This window comes from Flavobacterium sp. 120, assembly GCF_003633605.1.
In the GTDB taxonomy this organism is placed as follows: domain Bacteria; phylum Bacteroidota; class Bacteroidia; order Flavobacteriales; family Flavobacteriaceae; genus Flavobacterium; species Flavobacterium algoritolerans.
Genome location: NZ_RBKZ01000001.1, coordinates 2,418,583 through 2,440,995 on the forward strand (window position 1 = coordinate 2,418,583; position 22,413 = coordinate 2,440,995).

Genomic DNA, 22,413 nt, shown 5'->3' on the forward strand with positions numbered 1-22,413 from the left:
AATTCATTACATATTTTATTGATAAATCCTTACATAATCAATTTCCATTGAAGACTGCGAAAAAGCAGGGTCAATTGCTCCTCCAAAACTCCCTCCCATTGCCACATTCAATATTAAGAAAAAATCACTATTGAAGGGCACTGAAGCGCTATTGACAAAAGAATGAAAAAGCTTATCATCTACATAAAACTGAATTGAAGTAGGACTCCAGATTGTTTTGTAAATATGGAATTCAGTAGACGCATTTGTTATTGTTGTTGTAGCTGTGTTCGGGTTTGCACCAAAATTACCCGGATAATGTAATGTCCCGTGAATTACATTCGGATCATTTCCTTTGTGCTCCATGAAATCAATTTCACCACATTTTGGCCAAGCATTAGTTTTATAATCTTGTCCTAAAGACCAAATCGCCGGCCAAGTTCCACCACCAACAGGTAATTTTGCTTTTACTTCAATTTTACCATAGGTAAATTCATATTTATCTTCTGTTTTTAATCTTGAGGAAGTATACCCTGTTCCTGATTTTTTAGCCGTAATTTTTAGATTTCCACCTTGAACAATTACATTATCAGAAGCGCTTGTATAGGTTTGGGCTTCGCCATTACCCCAACCGCCAGCACCAAGGTCATATCCCCATTTTGTAGGATCCGGAGCACCGTCAATATTAAATTCATCAGAAAATTTCAAAACGGTATAATTTGTTGTCGGAGTTGGAGTTACAACTGTACCAGGAATCGTTGTTGTAAAAATATGATACCACGCCAAAAATGGATTTCCTGACTGAATCACTCGCACAACCATACGATTATCTGTAATTGATAGAATTTCGTAAGAACTAGACCCAACATAATAGCCCATAAAACCTCCGTCAGCAATATTTATTGTAGTCCCTCTGGTCTGTGTGGCACTATCCGGATTCATTGTCACAAAAGAGTCTGACTTACTCAAAGTCACAGTTTTTGCTCCACTGGTATTTAAATCATAACAGGCATCCTCTCCACCGCCTTTAAAAGCACCATTATAATACGTTTGACCTTTGTTATCCAACTCAAATTTCATTTGATCACCAACTAAAGAAAAAGTCATTATACTATTGTACAAACAGGTAGCTGATTTCTCATTGGCTTTAGCGGAGTAAAAATCCGGGTAATAATTTTTTGTTCCAAAAGTAGGATCAGACCACGCTACGTTTGGACCAACGCCCAAATGCCCTAGTTCTGTTTGTGCCCAATACCATTTTCTGGAAGCACCACCTGTTAGAAATTGTACCGCTTGCTCATCTTTAAAATTACTAAAAACTGTTACTTCCAAAGTAACATTAGTAGCAACTCCTCCTGCTCCAGAGGCAATTACGGTCACTGTATACGTATTTGTACCTGGTTTTGCAAAAGCATTTTCGAATATACCGCTTGGAGAATTCTTTGAAGTCCCATCACTAAAAATGTACTTATACGAAATAGCATTTTCTGCAGTACTGGTAAATTTTACTTTTCCGGAACCATCTCCGTTTGGAAATGCAGCAGATTTCCCTATTATTTCCGCTGTAACTTGAAGATTTGTTGGCGTGTCTAATGCTCCAAAACCTAAATTATCTTCCTGACAATTGACCATCAAAAGAAGGACAAAAACGGATACTATATTTATGATTATTTTTTTCATTTTAAATATTTTTTTAAAAAAATGTAGTTAGGATACTCGTTTTATACAAACTCATTTTAAATCCATAATTAGTTGATTTTTTCTGTTTTTATTAATTATGAAAATAAACATTATCTATATAAACAGTGTTATTTCCAGAAGGCGCACCCACATAAATTAACTGTGCAATATGTGCTCGTGTAGTTAATCCTGTAAAGGAACTTAACGGAATATCTAAACTTACCCAAGATCCTTTAGCTGGTGACGAAATTGTAATTTCATGTTCTACATCATCTCCTCCTCCAAAAGCTCCATTCGCACCAAAATCGACTAATTTTATTTTGAACTGTGTAAAATCTGAGGACCAAACGTCAGTGTGAAAATGCGTCATTGCAGTCGCATTTATAGGCGTTGTAGTCGCTTCTATTCCAACAAAATCTAATGCACTGTATTTTTTTGTTGCATTTCCATTAATACTCAAATCCGTCAGCGTGGCACTTGACCAAGAAGCTCTCCAGGTGTCAACAGTTACATTTGTATAGGCGTCGCTGAACATAGAAATTACTTTGGATGCCGCTACACTTGGAGTTGGAGCTGCTGTGATTGAACCTGCTTGATTGTAAAAGAAAACATTATCCACATAAACCGTAGTATTTCCAGAAGGCGCACCAACAAAGATTAATTGAGCAATATGAGAACGAGTAGTCAATCCGGTGAAGTCACTTAACGGAATATCTAAACTCACCCATTTCTCCTTTTCAGGATTAGAAATCGTGATTTCATGTTCTTTATCATCTCCTCCACCAAAAGCTCCATTAGCTCCAAAATCGACTAGTTTAACTTTAAACTCTGTAAAATCAGACGACCAAATATCAACGTGAAAGAAAGTCATAGCCGAGGCATTGATTGGAGTTGTTGTTGCTTCGATACCAACAAAATTCAAGGCACTGTACTTTTTAGTTTTGTTGCCACTAATATCAATATCTTCTAAATTTGCCTGTGACCAAGAAGTTCTCCAAGTATCAACCGCAACATTTGTATAACTGTCGCTAAACATGGAAATGACATTTGCTGCCGGAATTGTAGGAACTGGCGCAGCGAATAAATTAGTTACTGTTACACTTTGTGTTTTTTGTGTCGTAGCAACTCCTCCGCTTAGTGCAACCACTTTTACTTGATACGTTCCCGGATTTAAATACGTGTGCGTAATCACCTCATCTTGCATGAAATCTACCGGAACTTCATTTGCTACATCTCCAAAATAAACCTGAAAGAAAGTCTCTAATTCCGCTTTAGCAGTTACATTAATCGAAAGATTACTTCCAATAGTTATAGTAGGTTCAAAACTTGTTGGTGCTAAAAAAGAAACCGTTACCTCTTGAATCGTTTCGGTTTTTTTACCATTAATAGTTACCCCTACAATTTTTGCCTGAAATTTACCTTCTTTATATTTATGAGTAATGGTACCGCCTGGATTTACGAAAACAGGAGCTGTAGTTGCGTCACCAAAATAAATTTCGAATTGAGTAACTCCTTCACCACGAGGCAAAAAAGTAACATTTCCTGAGTTATCTTGAGTAATGGTCGTCAGAGCAGATATATTTGAAGGAGCATTTACTCCATCCAGATCTACGTCGTTATTTTCGTCTGAACATCCTAAAAAGAGGATTAGAGCAAAAAGACTTAGTATTAATTTTAAGTTTTTCATATTTAAATAATATTAGTTTTTAATATCCAGGATTTTGTGTCCAATTTCCATTTGCAAATTGAATTTCCTCGATAGGAATTGGAAACAATTCATTTTTGTTGGCTGTAAATCCAGTAATTTCCTGAGCTGCTTTACCAGTTCGTACTAAATCGAAGAAACGGTGTCCTTCACCAACTAATTCCAATCTTCTTTCTGCTAAAATAAAGTCAGTCAAAGCAGCTCCAGAAGACGAAATATCATGATTCAAATCACCAAAAGCACGTCTTCTAACTTGGTTCAAATATCCTCTTGCTTTAGTATCATCGATTCCTCCGCGATTGTAAGCTTCGGCCGCCATCAAAAGAACATCTGCATAGCGAATGGCTCTGTAATTATTAGGATTAGTTAGGTTTAAATCTCCTTGTGCGTTGGCACTTCTTTTTCTTGGAATGTATTTTCTGTTGAAAAAACCGGTGTGTTCATATCCTTTTCCAAAAGTAGCTCCTGTTGCTGTCGCCCAAGCTTCGATATCTAATATTGCTACCGCTTCTCTTCTATCTCCTGCTTCAAATGCGTTTACGATTTTCTGAGTTGGAATATTAAAACTGAAACCCGAAGTAAATAAATCACCTGAATAATTTCTTGGTCCACTAAAACCCACGGCTACATTTCCTTCGCTACATTGGAGACATCCAAAACCGGCACCTTCTACATCCGTGTATTGTACTTCGAAAACCGATTCTAATCCATTTTCTCCAGCATTTTCAAAAATAGTATTGTAATCTGAAACCAATGAATAGGAAGAAGTTCCAATTAAACTTTCGAAAGTTGCTACCGCTTGTGGGTATTTATTTTGGTACAAATATGCCTTTCCTAATAATGCTAATGCCGCGCCTTTTGTTGCTCTTCCTTTTTGTGCTGCTGTTGCAGATAAGTTTTCAGAAGCAAAAATTAAATCGGCTTCAATTGAAGCATACACTTCTGAAACGGATGAACGCGGAATTATTTTCTCGTCACCAGAGCTGAACCTTGCATCCCCTTTCAATGGGATTCCACCAAACCATTTTACTAATTCAAAATGATAATAGGCTCTAAGAAAACGAGCTTCACCAATCACTTGATTTTTTCCTTCAAAATCTGTTTTGTCTTTGAATTCCAAAATGTAATTGGCTCTTTGAACTCCTGCGAACATCCAGTCCCATAAGTTTTTTAGATTACTGTTCACTGGTGTGTGAATCATATCATCAATTTGCTGAAAACCCGGAGTATCCGATTGACTTTCGCCTCCAGCCAAAGTATTATCGGAAGCTATTTCGCCTAACAATGCATTTAGATATGTGGTTTGCAACAAATCATACGCTGCAATTAAAGCATTGTCATAATCTGATTTTGAATTAAAATAATTCTCAGAATCAATCGAATATTCTATAGGTCGATCCACAAAATCATCACTACAGGAAATGGTTACAGTTGAGAAGATTGTTATCGATATAAGGGTAATAAATAGATACTTTTTCATTTTAATACGAATTAAAAATTAATGTTTAAACCTAACAAATAGGTTCTTGGGATTGGATAAAAACCATAGTCAATTCCTCCGCCAATTGGAGCTCCATTAGAAGCACCCGGATCAAAACCTTTGTATTTTGTAAACGTGTATAAATTATTTACACCCGCATACAAACGCAGTTTTGTTATTCCTGCTTTTTCAGAAAATTTAGAATTTATTGAATATCCCAACTGCATGTTTTGGATTCTTAAATAGGAAGCATCTTCAACAAAATAACTGGAGAAAGTAGAATTTCCTGTAGCACTTGTAGTCACTCTTGGAGTAGTATTAGTACTTCCCTCGCCAGTCCAACGGTCTAAAACATAATTAAGTCGATTGACATCTGTAAGGTTTCTTTCGTAATTTCTCACCATATCATTTCCTACGGAAGCAAAAGTATAGACTGCAAAATCAAAGTTTTTGTAATTCATTTGTAAATTGAAACCCATTGTAGCTTCAGGAATTGGATCTCCAATATTCGTTCTGTCACTTGAATTAAGAATTCCATCTCCATTTACATCTACAAAACGAAGGTCTCCAGGACTGGCGTCAGCACCCAAAGATAATTGAGACGGATGTGCATCAACTTCTGACTGGTTCTGAAAAATTCCATCTGTTTTGTAGCCATAAAAATAACCTATTGGCTGACCTACTTCCATTCTTGAAGGTGCTTGTTGGCCTACGCCAAATGAACCTCCTTCAATATATCCTATTCCGTTGTTTACGGCTAATACTTCGTTTTTAAGGAACGTAACATTGTACCCAACACTCATCGAAAAATTATCCGAGAATTTATTTTTGTAATCTATTGCAAACTCTAATCCTGAGTTTCTTACCGTTCCTGCATTTATTGTTGGTGAACCTGCACCAGGAGCTGCTGTTCCGTTGATTCCAGAAACAGGTATAAATGGAATTAACAAATCGGCTCTGGTATCAATAAAATAATCCGCAACAATAGAAACTTTATTTTGTATCAACTTAAGGTCTAAACCAACGTCAAATTTTCTGGCTTCTTCCCATTTCAAATTTGGATTTGGAATTTGTCCAGTTGCTAAACCATTCACTAAAACATCATCAAAAACATACGTCGCTTCTCCGCTTAATTGCGAAACATAACCATTGTTTGGAATCTGGTCATTTCCTAAAGTACCGTAGCTCCCTCTCAATTTCATGAAGTTTATTAGTTTGTCTTCTCCAAAGAAACCTTCATCAGAAATTACCCAACCTGCTGTAAATGATGGAAAATAACCCACTTTATTTCCAGGTCCAAATTTTGTCGAAGCATCACGTCGTATCATCGCAGAAAAAAGGTACTTCCCTTTGTAATCATATTGTGCTCTTGCAAAATAAGAAAGTCTTCGTTCGTCGTAATTATAGGAACCGTTTGGTACGGTTTCAGAAATTCCTTTGGTCAATGCTATATCTGCAAATTCCCATGAATTGTAAGGAACATCAAATCCAGTTGCAAATAACCCGTTTCCGTATTGTTTGAAAATAGTATTTCCTACAGTTGCAACTACATTGTGATTTCCAATTTTCTTAGCATAAGTTCCAAATAAATCAAATGAATAATCATTATCATTAATAGCGCTTTGGGAAACCGAACTTCTCAAAACATCAAATACCTTATCCGAAGGATTTATCCAATATAGAATTTGTTTGGCAAACGATTTAGACTCACTGTTTGATGTATTAAAACCAATTGAACTCGAAATGGTAAAATCCTTGAAAACTTTATAATCTAATCCAAAATTACCATTGACTTTTTTGAAGTTGTAGTCATTATAAGTATTGGCAATTTGAGCCAATGGATTTATAATTTCAATTCCTAACCCAGTATTTGTAGGCACTTTTGTAAAATCCTCATTTGCATCATACGGTGTTAGTGTTGATGGTGTATTCAAAGCATTGAACAAAACAGAACCTAAACCACTTTCGTTTAATGATTTTCTATTAAAATAAGTATAGATTACGTTTGTTTTCAATTTCAATTTCTCAGTAACATCAGCACCTAGAGAAACTCTTGCTGTATTTCTTAAAAAACCGGATTTACTTTCTCCAATAATTCCTTCCTGATCTAAATGAGAACCACTTACCGCATAGGTAATTTTATCTGATCCACCAGAAAAGGAAATGTCATGATTGATAATAGGAACACTGGTGCTGAAAACTTCATTTTGCCAGTTTGTTCCTTTGCCTAAACCAGAAACATTAGGAAAAGGAATTGCGTTACCGCCATTAGCATAACTTTCATTCAATAATAAAGCGTATTCAGTAGCGTTAAGCATTGGTAATGTTCTTGACGTTTCCTGAAAACCTGTATAGGTATTGTAACTAATTTTTGATTTCGAATTCTTTTTCCCTGATTTTGTCGTGATAAGAATAACCCCATTAGCACCAATAGTACCATAAATAGCTGCTTGGGCATCTTTTAAAACGGTGATGGACTCGACATCATTTGGATTTAATAATCCAAGTTCTCCAACATATCCATCGATGATAGTTGTAGGCCTATTTTCACCATTGGTTGCAATACCTCTGATGCGAATATCCAAAGCGGCACCTGGAGCACCCGAAGTAGTTGTAACATTCACTCCGGAAACAGTTCCTTGTAAAGCTTGCTCAATTTTAACTGGTTTTAAAGCTTCCAAAGTTTTGCTGTCTACCACAGAAACTGCTCCTGTTACTTCTCGCTTTTTTTGACTTCCATATCCAATTACTACAACTTCATCCAATACTTTAGAATCTTCCTGTAACGAAATAGAAAGAGTACTAGTATTAGATACTACTTTATATTCAAAATTTTTAAATCCTAAATATGAAAATATTAAAGTTGCACCAGAGGAAACTCCTTTTAGAGAAAAACGACCATCCATGTCTGTCGCCGTCCCAATCGTTGAATTTTTAACTTGAACATTTACTCCAGGTATAGGTAAACCAGAACCGGTTTCTTTAACAACTCCTCCTACATCATATCCTTGGGCAAAACCAAAAGAGGATAGAAATAGAAAAAGGATTAGTAGATAGTTTGACTTCATAATTTATATTTTTTGTGAATTATAAAATTAATCGGAACAACTAATAATAAATCAAAAAGAACCTCTACAAAAAACATACAATGCAAAAAATCACTTGTTTAATTCATAATATTTAAAAAAGGGTTGAAAATTAAGAAGAAATTAAGAAATTCAGATTTTCTCTAAAAACAAAAAAACCACAACAATAACGGTATTGTTGTGGTAATGTATAGTTTTATTTGTAAAATTCAGACGAAACTATACAGCTAAAATGTACTCTACAAGTCCTTGTTCGTGCGACAATTCCATTTTCTTACGCAAACGATATCTTTTTATCTCAACGCTTCGTACAGATATATTTAGCAAAGGCGCCACTTCTTTCGAGGAAAGATTTAATCTCAAGTAGGCACATAATCTCAAATCGTTTGGAGTTAAGGACGGATGAGCCAGTTTCATTTTTTTCAAAAAGTCTTTATCGGCATTATCAAAAGCTTCTTTGAATACACTCCAACTATCGCCTTCAGTTATGTTCTTATTAATTGTAGAAATGACTGATTTTATGCTTCTGTTGCCATCATCAGGCGTTTTCTTTAAATCATCTTTGATAAAAGCCAGCAACTCATTTTTACTATTCAAACTCATCGTAGAAACAGCCAACTCTCTATTTTTAGTATCTACATCTTGTGAAAGCTGTTCGTTTCTAATGCGCATTAATTCCTGCTCGTTTTCAAGCTCTTTAATCTCTAATAACAAATTATTCTCTTCTATCAATTTCTCTTTTTGTTTTTGATAGTAGTTTTTATAGGCCTTATGAATAAATCGAGCCATCACAATCACAAAAATAAAATAGAAAAAAAGAGCAATATTGGTTAAATACCAAGGTTTTTCAACAGTAAAAGTATACATAGCTGTATCTTCTAAAGTAGAATTCGCAAATTTAGCTCTCACCTTAAAAGTATATTCTCCAGGGGGCAAATTTTTAAAATTCACCGTTGATTTCGCACTCCATTCGCTCCACTCCTCTTGAAATCCTTCTAATAAATATTGAAATTCAGCATTGATGTATTTATTAAATTCAGGAACCGTATAATTAATGGTTATGTTATTTTCATCATATTTAAAACTGCCCTCTTCCTGAATGGAACGGTTTTCGAAAGTTTCATTTAGTTTATTTGTTGTAATTGCGGAAATAGAGACGTTATGATTTTTAAAACTCAATTCATTAAGATTCAAAATATAATACCCATCAGTAGTTCCTATCAAATAATTAGAATTGGAAATTTGAGTAATATTTTCGTAGCCTAACATCGAATTTGTTAATGAAGCGGGAATCGGAATTACATTTTGTTTCAGTTGATTACTTAGTTTACTCAATGAAAAATAATGGATGTAATTTTTAGAAAACAGCCATATTTTATTGGAATTATCAACAATCAATTTTCCCGAAGTATATTCATCTTTTTCGAAAACAGAACTTAATAAATTATCCTTACTGAATTGTTTGGTCTTCTCATTCAATTTAAAGATACCTTCTTTATTAGCATAGTAAATTATGTTGTTGAACTTAGTTAGACTGGCATTTTTACCTTTTTCGGGTGTTTTATAGGTCACAAAAGGTTTTGTTTTTGACAGTTTTCCGTCTAGTTCCAGCCTATAAACTCCTTTATATTCGTGACTTACATATACATTCAGCGCATTCGTGATTTCAAAATATTTTGAGGAATAATCAAATCCTGTAATTTTATTTCTAAAACTCCATTGATTATTCGTTTTTGCCAAAACAGAAATTCCGTAGTAATTCCCTTGGAGTAAGAGCCCTTTTTGATTGGGGACAGTTTCAAATTTCCAAGTACCAGATGCAGAAAATATATTTTTTGCAACAGCGTTATCAATCACAAATGTTCCCGAATCATGACCGCAAAAAAGCGTTCCATCGTACTCAAACAAAGACCAAACCTGCCCTTTAGTTCCATTTACAAATTTAAATTCATCATTAGTCAGATAGTTTTTATAAAACAAACCTTGATTGGTTCCTACATACAAATTACCTTTATAAAGTTTTGAAGTATAAACGGTTCCTAAAATTCCGGTGTCATCAACAAAGTTTTGTATCGGAGATTGCAGATTAATGCAATTGATTCCGTTGTCCAATCCTACCCAAAGATTTTTATCGGCATCTTCATATAAAGACAACGCAGTATTATTACTCAATCCTTTGTTTTGATTGATGTGATATTTAATTCCCCCGTTATTGTTTAAGATAAAAATCCCATTAGAGACAGTTCCTAAAGCATAACTTCCATCCGACAGCAATTGACTGCTATATACACTACTGGATGCTAATTCCGAATCAACTTCGGTAGAAAATTTAGTCAAAACAGTTCCTATAAGTTTATAAAATCCATTTAGCTGTGTCTGGATTAAAAGTCCTTCCTCAATAGCAAAAACGTTGACTATCCTATTGTTTTGTAAAATTGGATTATTAGATACCAAGCGTCCTTTTCCGCTTTCAATTTCAAAAAGTCCTTCATTTATACTCTGAAAATAAATTGCATTTTTTGTACGGAACGATTTAGTAATATTGTTTTTGGGAGCAATAATTTTGAAAACTCCCGTTTTGGTATCGTAAATATAAATTCTGTCCAAGGATTGAAAAATAACCCATTGTTCATAGTTCAATATATTCCAAAACTGTTCGTCATTAAGAATTTGAGTTTTTATTGTTTTACTAAGCGAAGTGTATTTTAGTTTTCCATTTGTGTGTCGCGTCCAGAAACCAAATTCCATGTAGCAACCCGTATAAATTTTATTTCCAATCACTTTTACAGAACGAACGATAGTTTCGTTTGGTGATGGATATAATTCCCAATTTGAACCATTAAATTCCAATAATCCCTCATTGTTAGCAAAGAAAACATAATGATTTTGATCCTGCGAAATCATCCAATTCTGATTTCCCGCACCATAAGTGGTTGAGGCATATTTTACAATTGGCGGCAATTCCTGAGAAAAAGCACAAAAGGACATTAAAAAAATAAAAATGTATAGTTTTGTTTTCAATGGTATGGTGAAGTTAATTTTTTTCAAAAATAATCTTAAAAATACTATTTTTTTAGGTGATAGAAAACATAAAAACTATACAAGAATAAAAATCACTTTTCAACCACACTTTTAATGATTATTTGTGACTTGTTCAATCCATTTAGTCAGTTGAAAATTGATTACTTTTGTAAAAATTATCATTTTTATGCAAGTTGACCTTTCGAAATTAGATCCAAAGAAAAATATTATCATAAAAGGCGCGCAAGTACATAACCTAAAAAATGTAGATGTTGCGATTCCCCGAAATAAATTAGTGGTTATCACAGGACTTTCGGGTTCCGGAAAATCAAGCTTGGCTTTCGATACTTTATATGCCGAAGGGCAACGCCGCTACGTAGAAAGTTTGTCTTCCTATGCAAGACAATTTCTTGGACGATTAGATAAACCAAAAGTAGAATACATCAAAGGAATTGCTCCTGCGATTGCTATCGAACAAAAAGTAAATACCACAAACGCACGTTCTACAGTAGGAACTTCAACCGAAATATACGATTATATAAAATTGCTGTTTGCCCGAATCGGAAGAACATATTCTCCTATTTCTGGTCGTGAGGTCAAAAAAAATACGGTTACTGATGTGGTAACCGATGTAAAAACTTTTGAACTAGACAGCAAATGGCTGCTTATTGCTCCTATTCATTTAGAAGAAGGACGAAAACTGGAAGACAAACTAAAAGTACTTTTACAACAAGGTTTTGCCCGAATATTGGTAAACAATGAAATGATTCGTTTAGACGAAATTGACCAACATTCTTTAGACAATAAAGACATAAAGCTTATTATTGATAGGATTGTGGTCAAAGACGAAGAAGAATTCTACAATCGATTGGGTGATGCGGTGCAAACGGCTTTCTTTGAAGGAAAAGGAATCTGTCATTTACAAGAATTAAACTCCGATAAAAAGTATTCCTATTCCAATAATTTTGAATTGGACGGAATTACATTTCTAGAACCAAACGTTCATTTATTTAGTTTCAATAATCCATACGGAGCGTGTCCTGTTTGCGAAGGCTATGGCAATATTATAGGAATTGATGCCGAATTAGTGGTGCCAAATACTACTTTATCTATTTTCGAAAATGCTATTTTCCCATGGAGAGGTGAAAGTATGAGTTGGTTTCGCGACGAATTAGTAAATAACGCTTACAAATTTGATTTCCCTATTCACAAACCTTATTACCAATTATCTGAAGATCAAAAAGAGCTAATCTGGAATGGAAATAGCTATTTTCAAGGTTTAAATGATTTTTTCAAGGAACTGGAGGAAAAGAATTATAAAATCCAAAACAGGGTTATGCTTTCGCGTTACAGAGGCAAAACCAAATGTCATTCCTGTAAAGGAAAACGCTTGAGAATTGAAGCTTCGTATGTAAAAATTAACTCAAAAACAGTTTCAGATTTAGTTGATTTGCCTATCAAACATTTGGTTACTTTTTTCGAAAATATTGACTTAGATGTTTATGAAAAGCAAATAGCGAAACGATTGCTGGTAGAAATCAATAATCGTTTATCTTTTTTAACCGAAGTAGGACTGGATTATCTGACATTAAACAGAAATTCAGCAACACTTTCCGGAGGAGAATCGCAGCGTATCAATTTAGCAACTTCTCTAGGAAGCAGTTTGGTTGGATCGATGTATATTCTGGATGAGCCAAGCATTGGTTTACACCCAAAAGATACGGAACGCCTGATAAAAGTACTGTTATCGTTAAGAGATTTAGGAAACACCGTTATTGTGGTAGAACATGATGAAGATATTATGAAAGCCGCGGATATGATTATTGATATTGGACCGGAAGCAGGTACTTTTGGTGGTAATTTGGTAGCACAAGGCACGTATGATGAAATTCTAAAATCAACTTCACTGACCGCTAAATATTTGAATGGAGACTTAGAAATTACTGTTCCCAAAAAACGCAGACTTTTCAAGAATTTTATCGAAATAAAAGGAGCTCGAGAAAACAATCTTCAAAATATAGATGTAACTTTTCCTCTGGATGTATTAACGGTTATTACCGGAGTTTCAGGAAGCGGAAAAAGTACGCTTGTTAAAAAAATCCTTTTTCCGGCGATGCAAAAAAAGCTCGAAAATGTTGGTGAAAAAGCAGGGCAATTCAGCGAAATATCCGGTTCTTTTTCGCAAATTAAACATATTGAATACGTAGACCAAAACCCAATAGGAAGAAGTTCCCGTTCTAATCCTGTGACATATATTAAAGCGTATGATGATATTCGGGAATTGTATGCCAAAGAAAAACTATCAAAAATAAGAGGCTATCAAGCCAAACATTTTTCTTTTAATGTTGATGGAGGAAGATGTGAAACCTGCAAAGGAGAAGGTTCCATAAATGTAGAAATGGTTTTCATGGCCGATGTGCAATTACCATGTGAAACCTGTAACGGAAAACGATTTAAGAAAGAAGTTCTGGAAGTCGCTTTTGAAGGTAAAAATATTCATGATATTCTAACCCTGACGATAGATGATGCAATTGCTTTTTTTATAGCTAATAAACAAACTAAAATCACTCAAAAATTACAACCTTTACAAGATGTGGGCTTGGGTTATGTACAATTAGGACAATCTTCTTCTACACTTTCCGGTGGAGAAGCACAGCGTATAAAACTCGCTTCATTCTTAGTAAAAGGAGCCACAAAAGACAAAGCTTTATTTGTTTTTGACGAACCTACAACAGGATTGCATTTTCATGATATCAAAAAATTATTGGCTTCTTTTGATGCATTGATAGATAAAGGTCATTCGATTCTAGTAATTGAACACAACCTTGATCTCATCAAATGTGCCGACTGGATTATTGATTTAGGTCCTGAAGGAGGAGAAAATGGTGGAAAATTATTAGCCGTTGGAACGCCTGAACAAATAGTGAAAATAAAAGGTTCTGTTACTGGAAAATACTTAAAAGAAAAAATATAAAAATGCTATTCTGAATAGCATTTTTCTTCAAATGTATTTCCATCTTCATCGATAGCTATCACAATATTTTTTTCTTTTGAAGAAACATAAGTCAAATAAATCCAGCCAACTGACCAAACTCCTAATGTCATACAACAAATTAAAAAATTAAACCCGTGATCGACCTCTTTCCTGCCTTTTGATAAAACAGCAAAAGGTAAAGTATCATTTTTTTCTATAATAGTGAATCCATGGTGGATTCTATTAGCTATGATACTAGAGAATTTTTGTAAGCTTTCTTCGTTAATGTATGGATTGCTTTTCATAATTATTGGGGTAAATTACTTTAGCTATTTAATTATTGTCTTTTCTAAAGATAACAACTGCAAAAATAAGGATAGTCACTTATTTGTACAATACCCACTTTTAGTGATTTTTGACCAATCAAAAACAATTAAACGACTATTAACTTTTACAATTAAATTTCTCTACAAATATATTTTTTTAGATTCCTCAAAAGTTACACAATAATTATTTAAAGTTATAATATTCACATACCGACTCCCTTAATCACCAATACAATAAAGACTTGTATCATTATTTTACAAGAGAGAAAACCCAAATTTGAGGTGATATTTTAGTTGAAAAATTATTTTAGAAATTAAGATTAGTCGTATTTTCTGAACTGAAAAAAAATTACAACTTGATTCTTAACTTTTTCAAAACAACATCTAAAGCTTGATTAATTTCAATAGAAATAACAAATTTGTAGTTGATATAAACATACAAAAGGGTAACTAAAATTGATTTTAATCCAATGCTAATTATTGGGCTAAAAGGAAATTCCCAAAAATAAAATGCCAAAAATATTCCAAAAGTAATTCCAAGAGAATACAATGTCTGATTTGTAAATGGATACAAATGCATACGTTTGACAACAAAAAGTAATTTAGCCAAACTGTATAAAGTTATAGATAATAAAGTAGCTACTGCAGTTCCTGTTATGGCATATCTAGGGATAAAAAACATGTTTAAGCCTACTGTCAAAAAAACAAGCAATAATCCTAAAAACAAAACCATTCGATAATATTTTGAATTGAAAATTATAGCATTGTTATTTCCTAAAATCAAATCAAAATATTTAGATATACCAATCAAAAATACCACAAGAATTCCTCCACTATATTCTTTTGGAACCATTACATACAACTGATTGATATTAACAAAAATACACAACATCACAAAACCTCCAACAACTTGCAGATTTATTGAAGTCTTTTTGTACAAATCATTTAATTCATTATGTTTATTCTCATGCATCAATTTAGCCGTTATGGGATACGTAATCTGATGCATTGCACGACTGGGAACAGCAATAACAGAGGCAATATAAGTCGCAACAGAATAATAAGCTATATTCTCAATTTTAATATATTGATTCAGCATAATCTTATCAATATCCAGCAACATAACCGCTACACTACCTGATAAAATAATGAAAAAAGTATATACTAAAACATCTTTCACATTTTGAGGAATGGAGAACTGAAAAGCAGGTTTTTTTATTCTAAAAGCATAAAACATCGTAATAATAAAAGCCAGAAAATAAATAATAGCCGTAACATAAATAAATTCTACAACCGTTATCCATTTATAATAGACTCCAATCAACGCAAATAAAGAAAATAATCTAAGTCCAACCTCTTTAACAAAATTTCCAAAAACTGAATGCATGTGAACCCTTGCCCAAGCATAAAAAATTTCGAAATATGCCATACTCAGCCCTATAAATGGAATAAGCCACAAATAATCCTTAACTACAGGATTTTCCTTGCTCAAGTACAATGAAATAGGTTCAAAAAAGAATAACCCAATCAATACTAAAGGAATACACAATAATAAAGGGATTAGCACTGTAAATGATAGAAACTGAGAGCGTTCTTCTTCTGTTTTATATTGAGTATAAAACTTCACCAAAGTATTTTGCATTCCAAACGCCAATAAAGGCATAATAATATTTGCCCAAGAAAGTATATAATTAGTTAAAGCATAAAATACAGTTCCTAAAAAAAATGGATACAAATAAAGTGTGTTGATTGCCCCAATTCCAAAACCCAAATAGGTAATTATCGTATTCTTTAAAGATTGATTTAATACTATTCCCATTTTAGGCGTTTAAAGTTTAAGGTTAAAAGTAGATCGAAGTTCTAATTTTATTGGATTAATTGTACCAATTCTTTGGTAAGATTTTTTCTGGAATAGCGTTGTAATCCAACTCCGTTTGCTTGTAATTTACCCTCCAAAAACTGATTATAAAAGTCCAAAATTACACTTTTAAGTTTCATTTTCTCCGAATAATCAAAAAATACGCCTGTATTGGTTTCTGTTATGATTTCGGCAAAATCAGAACCGTTAGGACCAATCGCAACAATAGGTCTGTTTGAAACCATATATTCAAATAATTTTCCTGGAATAATACTTTTCGTATCCTCGGAATCAATTTCTATAAGCAACAAAACCTGTGATTTTCTTTGGTGCGCAATCGCTTCTGTATGCGAAACATAACCCAAATTATTCAAATAGGAATTAAGCCCAAATTGAGTAATTGTTTCCAAAACTTCCTGACTCACAGCTCCTATCAATTTCACTTCCAAATACGATTTAAAATCAGGAATCTCATGTAGCAATTCGACTAAACTTTCCCATAAAATCAGAGGATTTCTCTCAGAAAGAAAAGAACCAATATGCGCTAAGCTAAACTTTGAATCTAAGGTTTGTTTTTCTACATTTTCTGTATCATAACCATTCGTTATTACCGCAATTGGTTTATTCGTAATCGCTTGAAATTCCGTTTTAGTAGTCTTACTAGTTACAATAATTGTGTCGGCTGTATTCAAAACCTGATGCTCTAATGCTTTGTGTTTCTTGGCAGCAAAACGAGACAATCGCAAGGATTTATGATAGCCAATAGTAGTCCATGGATCCCGAAAATCGGCAAACCATTTTAAATCTAATTTTTGTTTTAATTCTAATCCAATTAAATGCAGACTATGCGGCGGTCCAGAAGTAACAATGGTGTCAATATTATTATCTACAATGTATTTCTCCAGATAAGCAACCGATGGTTTTACCCAAAAAACACGTGCATCCGGAATAAAAAGATTTCCACGAATCCAAAGAAAAGTTTTATCCAGAAAAGATTGCTTTTTCTGATTTGGAATAATTCCTGAACTGATTTTTTTGGTTTTGTTTTTCGAAAGAAAAGAAGCCAGTTGATACGGTTCAAAAATGGTCTGTTTCAGAATAATCGCTTTATCAGAAACTTCTTTAACCAAGTTCTCATCAACAATAGGATACGTTGGATTCTCCGGAATGTATACAATTGGTTGAATACCAAAATCAGGCAAGTACTTAACAAACTTAAGCCAACGCTGCACACCTGGTCCGCCAGCCGGTGGCCAATAATAGGTTATGATTAAAATTTTCTTGGGTTCTGGATTCAATTTAATTTTTTTATTTTAGTAGAGACGCACTGCAGTGCGTCTCTACAGTGCGTCTCTAACTAATTACACGAATTTCTTCCTTTCGAAATAAATCCCACCTGCTAAAAGTAACAGCATTCCTATTGAACTTATCAACGTAATTGTACTTCCGGTTTTTATCACTTGAGGCTCAAATTTGAATTCAATAGTGTGTTTTCCTGCTGGAACATTTAAAGCTCTTAAAACATAATCCACTCTAATATGATCTGCACTTTTTCCATCAATGTAGGCATTCCAACCTTTTCCATAATACATTTCGGAGAAAACAGCTAAACCTTCTTTTGAATTATTAGACACATATTTCAAGTAATTAGGTTTGTAATTTTCTAAAATTATAGTGGCTGAACTGTCTTTGGCGAAAACCGTATTTTTAATTTCAAAATCTTTACTATTTACAACTGCGACATTTTTAGAATCCAAACTATCCAACGCTTTCATCTCTTCATCAGCAGAATTTACCAATTTTACTTGGCTCACAAACCATGCATTTCCATTAACAGCCGGATTTGATACTGGGAATTCTTTTCCTTCTTTATCCTTTTGGATTACATACTTTACATTAAGCATGTTAAGGACTTCAATGTTGTTTTTTGAAATCTGATAATCAATTAATTGCTGCATTCTTCTGGGTCTTACGGCGCTGTAACCACCAATAGATTTATGGAAATAAGAAGCTCTTGCCCCCATGATATCGCCCACTTCAAAAACGCGGTAATTAGCCGTGTCTTTTAGAATCTCAGCATCAGAAGGCGACTCTTGAAAAGGCACTTGAACTTGACTTCCGCTTACAAAATCTTTCCCGGAAACATATTTTTTATCTACAAAAAACAAATCGGAAACCATCAATAAACCTACGATTATAATGGCTGTGTTTTGAGCAAATCTGTCTTTAATGAACAACCATAAAACACCGGCTGTCAATACTATAAAAAAGCCTGAACGCAATAAATCAGCGCTGTACAAACTCATTCGATCCAGTTTAAGCGCATTGACAAACTCAGGACCGTAACTTTCTTGAAAATAAGCATCGTTTCCTCCTGAAAAGCTGAACATACTTTTGCTTAAAAATAAAATCAAAATAATTCCTAAACCTAAAATTGTGGTTTCATATAATGCTTTCCATTGTAGTTTTTTGTCTAATTTGAAGAAAGACTGTAATCCCATAATAGCCAAAACTGGGAAACACAATTCCAAAACAACTTGTATAGAAGATACCGCTCTGAATTTATCGTACATTGGAACATAATCAATAAAAAAGTCAGTCAAAACAGGGAAGTTTTTACCCCAAGAAAGAACTAACGCAACTATTGAACCGGAGAGAAAAACATATTTAATCTTTCTTTTATCGATAAATAAAGCCAAAATCGCCAAAAAGAACACTACAATTCCAATATATGCAGGAGCTGCCACAATAGGCTGATCACCCCAATACGTTGGCATTCCAGAAACAAAATCAGTTGCCTGATCCTCCGGAACTCCCTGACCTATCATGAATTCATACATGTTACTGTCTTTTCCAACAGCCTCATTATTAGAACCACCAAAAAGTCGGGGTGCAATAAGATTAAAACTTTCCATTACTCCATAACTGTACTCCGTAATATAGTCCTTAGACATTGAAGAAGTAGTTTCGTTTTTTGAACCGTTTGGATTGAATGTCAGTTCGCTTTTCCCACGAATACTAAAATCAGCATATTCAGAAGTTGCTAATAGATTTGTAGCATTGGCACCAATAGCTAAAATTCCTGCTGCTACCAATATCCCAAAGGAATACAACAAGGATTTATATTCCTTCTCTTTTACTTGCTGATATATAAAATAAGCAGAAAGTATCAATAGGAAAATCAATAAGTAGTATGTCATTTGGAAGTGATTCGCATTGATTTCTAATGCTGTCGCAAAAAGCGTAATCAAGCCTCCCAGAATGTATTTTTTTTGAAATACCAGAATAAATCCGGCAATAACCAGCGGCATATAAGCAATCGCATGCGCTTTGGCATTATGACCAACTCCAAGAATAATAATCAAATAAGTAGATAAACCAAAGGCTAATGCACCAAAAAAGGCTTTCAAAGGATCAGCTTTCAATACCAGCATCAAACCATAAAATCCAAGAAAATATAAAAATAAATAATCCGCTGGACGCGGTAAGAATCGCAATACATCGTCTATTGCACCAATATAATCGTGTGGATATTTGGCTCCCAATTGATACGTTGGCATTCCACCAAAAGCAGAATTAGTCCAATACGGTTCAACATCATCAGTGGCTCTAAAGTCATTTTGTTCTTTGGCCATTCCTGTATACTGCACAATATCTGACTGGAAAATTTGTTTTCCTTGCAATACAGGATAAAAATATAGGAGAGAAATTACAACAAAACCAAATATGGCTAAGGCGTGTGGATAGAACTTATTTATTATTTTCAATGTAAAATGGTTTGGATTAGAGTAAAAACGGTGCTAATAACGACAAATTTAATCTATTTCTTCGTAATCAACATAATCTCCCACTTTTTTGGTTTCGCGTGGATTTTTAGCATTTGCCGTATTGTATATTACTTCATCCTTACTTTGTGTTTTTTTCCAAGTATTATCTTGCGCGTACTGTTGCTGCTTCTGCATATTTTCGCCCGCTTTTTCGACTACTTTTTTAACCAATAATGGCAAAAATAGTTTTGCTAGAAATCTAAAAATATAATAGAAAGCGATCATATAAAAAAGCGCTTTTATAAAACCAGTGAAAGAAGCTGTTTGCATATAAGTGTAATTTTTTCCAAAATTAATAAATCAACCGTTCAAAATTAAAATATCTCTCTTAAATAAATAATAAAATATAGTACATTTGAAAAGCGTTATTACTTTTTAACCCAAAAAAAATAATATGTCCAAAATCAAAATCTTACTTATCGCTGCTATTTCAATGATTCCAAGTATTCATTATGGCCAACATACCGATCAAATAAATTCTAACAGACCGGGCGAAACCATGTCGGCTTACGCAGTTGGAAAATCAGTAATCCAAATAGAAACAGGTGTTTACGGAATAAAACAAAATCACAGCTTATTGAATTATGATGCCAATGGTTTTGGAATTGATGCCACCTTGCGATGGGGATTATTCATGGAAAAATTGGAATTGATAGCTGATATACAGTACCAAAATGAAAAATACAGCACCCTATTCAACAGTTCCAATCGAGCAGATTTCAAACAAACTGTTTTAGGAGCAAAATATTTGATTTACGATCCTTTCAAAAATTACGAAAAAAAGGTAAACATATACAGTTGGAAAGCCAATCGAGCATTCAATTGGCGCCAATTAATTCCTGCCGTTTCCGTATTTGCTGGAGCTAATTTTACTATGGCAGACAACCCCTATTCTTTTTCACCAGAATCCAGCATATCACCAAAAATCATATTAATTACCCAAAACCACTTGGGTGATGGAAAATGGGTTTTTGTAACCAATATCATAGCTGATTATGTGACAACAGACTATCCAAGCTATGGCTATGTCTTGACTTTAACAAGAGGATTTAATGACAAATGGTCTGGTTTTGTAGAAAATCAGGGATTTAAAAGTGATTTTTACAGCGATGCCATTGTTCGTGGTGGCGCAGCCTATCTGTTGAATAAAGACATGCAAATTGACGCATCAATAAGTACAAGCCTTAAAGACACTCCTTCTGCACTTTATGGCGGTATTGGTTTTTCTTGGCGTTATGATGCCAATTACCAAGAAGTAAGAATAAACATTGACAATAAGGATTCTGATAAGAAAGCATTAAAAAGAGCAAAAAAGACAAAAAAAGGATAATGATTACAATTAAAGAAGCTAAAACAAAAAGTGAATTAACGGATTATATCAAATTCCCTTTTTCCCTATACAAAAACAATAAATATTGGGTTCCGCCAATCATTGCCGATGAATTGGAAACCTTCGACAAAACAAAAAATCCGGCTTTTGAAAATGCTGAAGCCTATTTTTATATTGCCTACAAAAACAATGAAATAGTAGGTAGAATTGCAGCAATCATTAATTGGAGCGAGGTAAATGACCAACAAAAAAAGAAAGTTCGTTTTGGTTGGTTTGATGTGATTGACGATATCGAAGTGACAAAAGCACTTTTGGAAAAAGTATATGAGTTAGGTCGAAAAAACAATTTAGACCATGTTGAAGGCCCAATGGGCTTTTCAAATTTAGATAAAGTGGGTGTCTTAACAGAAGGTTTTGACGAGATTGGAACTATGATTACGTGGTACAATCATCCGTATTATGCCAGTCATTTTGAGCAATTGGGATATAGCGTAGAAAAAGAATACTTAGAAAGTAAATTCCCTTTCGAAAACGTAAAACCGGAATTTTTTGAAAAGGCAAATGATTTGGTAAAAAGAAGATACCAATTAAGTCCGCTTAATTTCAAAACTACCAAAGAAGTGATGCCGCATGTAGATAAAATGTTTGATTTATTCAACGAATCGTATGCTTCCTTATCCTCTTTTGTAGCTATTTCTGATGTTCAAAAAGAATATTTCAAGAAAAAATACATCAGTTTTATCAATCCCGAATTTATCAAATTTGTGGAAGATAAAGACCATAATATTGTTGCTTTTAGTATTGTAATGCCTTCCTTTTCTGAAGCGTTGCAAAAATCAAAAGGAAAATTATTCCCATTTGGATTCCTTCATTTGCTTAAAGCAAAAAATCAAAGTAAGGATATGATTTTCTATTTGATAGGCGTTCATCCTGATTATCAAAACAAAGCAGTTACAGCGATAATTTTCAATGAATATTACCATACTTTCAAAGAAAAAGGAGTTGTCAACTGTTTCAGAACTCCAGAATTAGCGGATAACCTTGCCATTCATAACTTATGGAAACATTTCAATCCTGTTGTTCACAAACGAAGATGTACTTTCCTAAAGAATTTATAACAACTTAGATTGTACTATTTAAAACACAA

Annotated in this window: 13 protein-coding genes; 3 read left to right on the forward strand and 10 right to left on the reverse strand. The window is 33.8% G+C overall.

Annotated elements, in window-relative coordinates; all coding sequences use genetic code 11:
* Positions 1-15: 15 nt before the first annotated feature.
* The 5 genes from C8C87_RS10350 to C8C87_RS10370 all read right to left on the reverse strand — a co-directional run bounded on the left by C8C87_RS10350 (position 16) and on the right by C8C87_RS10370 (position 10,951).
* Positions 16-1,659 carry a family 16 glycosylhydrolase gene (locus C8C87_RS10350; RefSeq protein ID WP_121342550.1) on the reverse strand — a complete coding sequence of 548 codons (1,644 nt, stop codon included), beginning with the start codon at positions 1,657-1,659 and terminating at the stop codon, positions 16-18.
* Positions 1,660-1,750: 91 nt separating this feature from the next.
* Positions 1,751-3,346, reverse strand: a complete 1,596-nt coding sequence (locus C8C87_RS10355; RefSeq protein WP_121342551.1) for a PKD domain-containing protein — start codon at positions 3,344-3,346, stop codon at positions 1,751-1,753.
* A 19-nt stretch (positions 3,347-3,365) separates the two neighbouring features.
* Positions 3,366-4,844: a RagB/SusD family nutrient uptake outer membrane protein gene (locus C8C87_RS10360; RefSeq protein WP_121342552.1), complete on the reverse strand. Its 1,479-nt coding sequence runs from the start codon at positions 4,842-4,844 to the stop codon at positions 3,366-3,368.
* 11 nt (positions 4,845-4,855) lie between these two features.
* Positions 4,856-7,912: a TonB-dependent receptor gene (locus C8C87_RS10365; protein WP_121342553.1), complete on the reverse strand. Its 3,057-nt coding sequence runs from the start codon at positions 7,910-7,912 to the stop codon at positions 4,856-4,858.
* Between the two features lie 237 nt (positions 7,913-8,149).
* A complete protein-coding gene (locus tag C8C87_RS10370; protein ID WP_369869808.1) occupies positions 8,150-10,951 on the reverse strand; it encodes a triple tyrosine motif-containing protein in 2,802 nt (933 codons plus the stop codon).
* 187 nt (positions 10,952-11,138) lie between these two features.
* Between C8C87_RS10370 and uvrA the strand changes: the two genes are divergently transcribed.
* Positions 11,139-13,925 carry an excinuclease ABC subunit UvrA gene (gene uvrA, locus C8C87_RS10375; RefSeq protein WP_121342555.1) on the forward strand — a complete coding sequence of 929 codons (2,787 nt, stop codon included), beginning with the start codon at positions 11,139-11,141 and terminating at the stop codon, positions 13,923-13,925.
* 5 nt (positions 13,926-13,930) lie between these two features.
* Here the strand turns inward: uvrA and C8C87_RS10380 are convergent, their stop codons facing one another.
* From C8C87_RS10380 to C8C87_RS10400, 5 genes are all read right to left on the reverse strand, one after another.
* A complete protein-coding gene (locus C8C87_RS10380; protein ID WP_099714746.1) occupies positions 13,931-14,230 on the reverse strand; it encodes a hypothetical protein in 300 nt (99 codons plus the stop codon).
* Positions 14,231-14,600: 370 nt separating this feature from the next.
* Positions 14,601-16,070: a lipopolysaccharide biosynthesis protein gene (locus C8C87_RS10385; protein WP_121342556.1), complete on the reverse strand. Its 1,470-nt coding sequence runs from the start codon at positions 16,068-16,070 to the stop codon at positions 14,601-14,603.
* 47 nt (positions 16,071-16,117) lie between these two features.
* Positions 16,118-17,407, reverse strand: coding sequence for a glycosyltransferase family 4 protein (locus tag C8C87_RS10390; protein WP_121342557.1), 1,290 nt, complete (start codon positions 17,405-17,407; stop codon positions 16,118-16,120).
* Between the two features lie 63 nt (positions 17,408-17,470).
* Entirely contained in the window at positions 17,471-19,876 is a 2,406-nt protein-coding gene (locus C8C87_RS10395) for a YfhO family protein (protein ID WP_121342558.1), read from the reverse strand.
* A 48-nt stretch (positions 19,877-19,924) separates the two neighbouring features.
* Positions 19,925-20,206: a DUF4834 family protein gene (locus tag C8C87_RS10400; RefSeq protein ID WP_121342559.1), complete on the reverse strand. Its 282-nt coding sequence runs from the start codon at positions 20,204-20,206 to the stop codon at positions 19,925-19,927.
* Positions 20,207-20,330: 124 nt separating this feature from the next.
* On the opposite strand from C8C87_RS10400, the gene C8C87_RS10405 reads away from it, so the two are divergent.
* Together C8C87_RS10405 and C8C87_RS10410 are read left to right on the forward strand one after the other, a co-directional pair.
* Positions 20,331-21,266, forward strand: a complete 936-nt coding sequence (locus tag C8C87_RS10405) for a transporter (RefSeq protein ID WP_121342560.1) — start codon at positions 20,331-20,333, stop codon at positions 21,264-21,266.
* Positions 21,266-22,384, forward strand: coding sequence for a GTP cyclohydrolase (locus tag C8C87_RS10410; protein ID WP_121342561.1), 1,119 nt, complete (start codon positions 21,266-21,268; stop codon positions 22,382-22,384). The genes C8C87_RS10405 and C8C87_RS10410 overlap by 1 nt, the downstream gene beginning before the upstream one ends.
* The last annotated feature ends 29 nt before the right edge of the window (positions 22,385-22,413 follow it).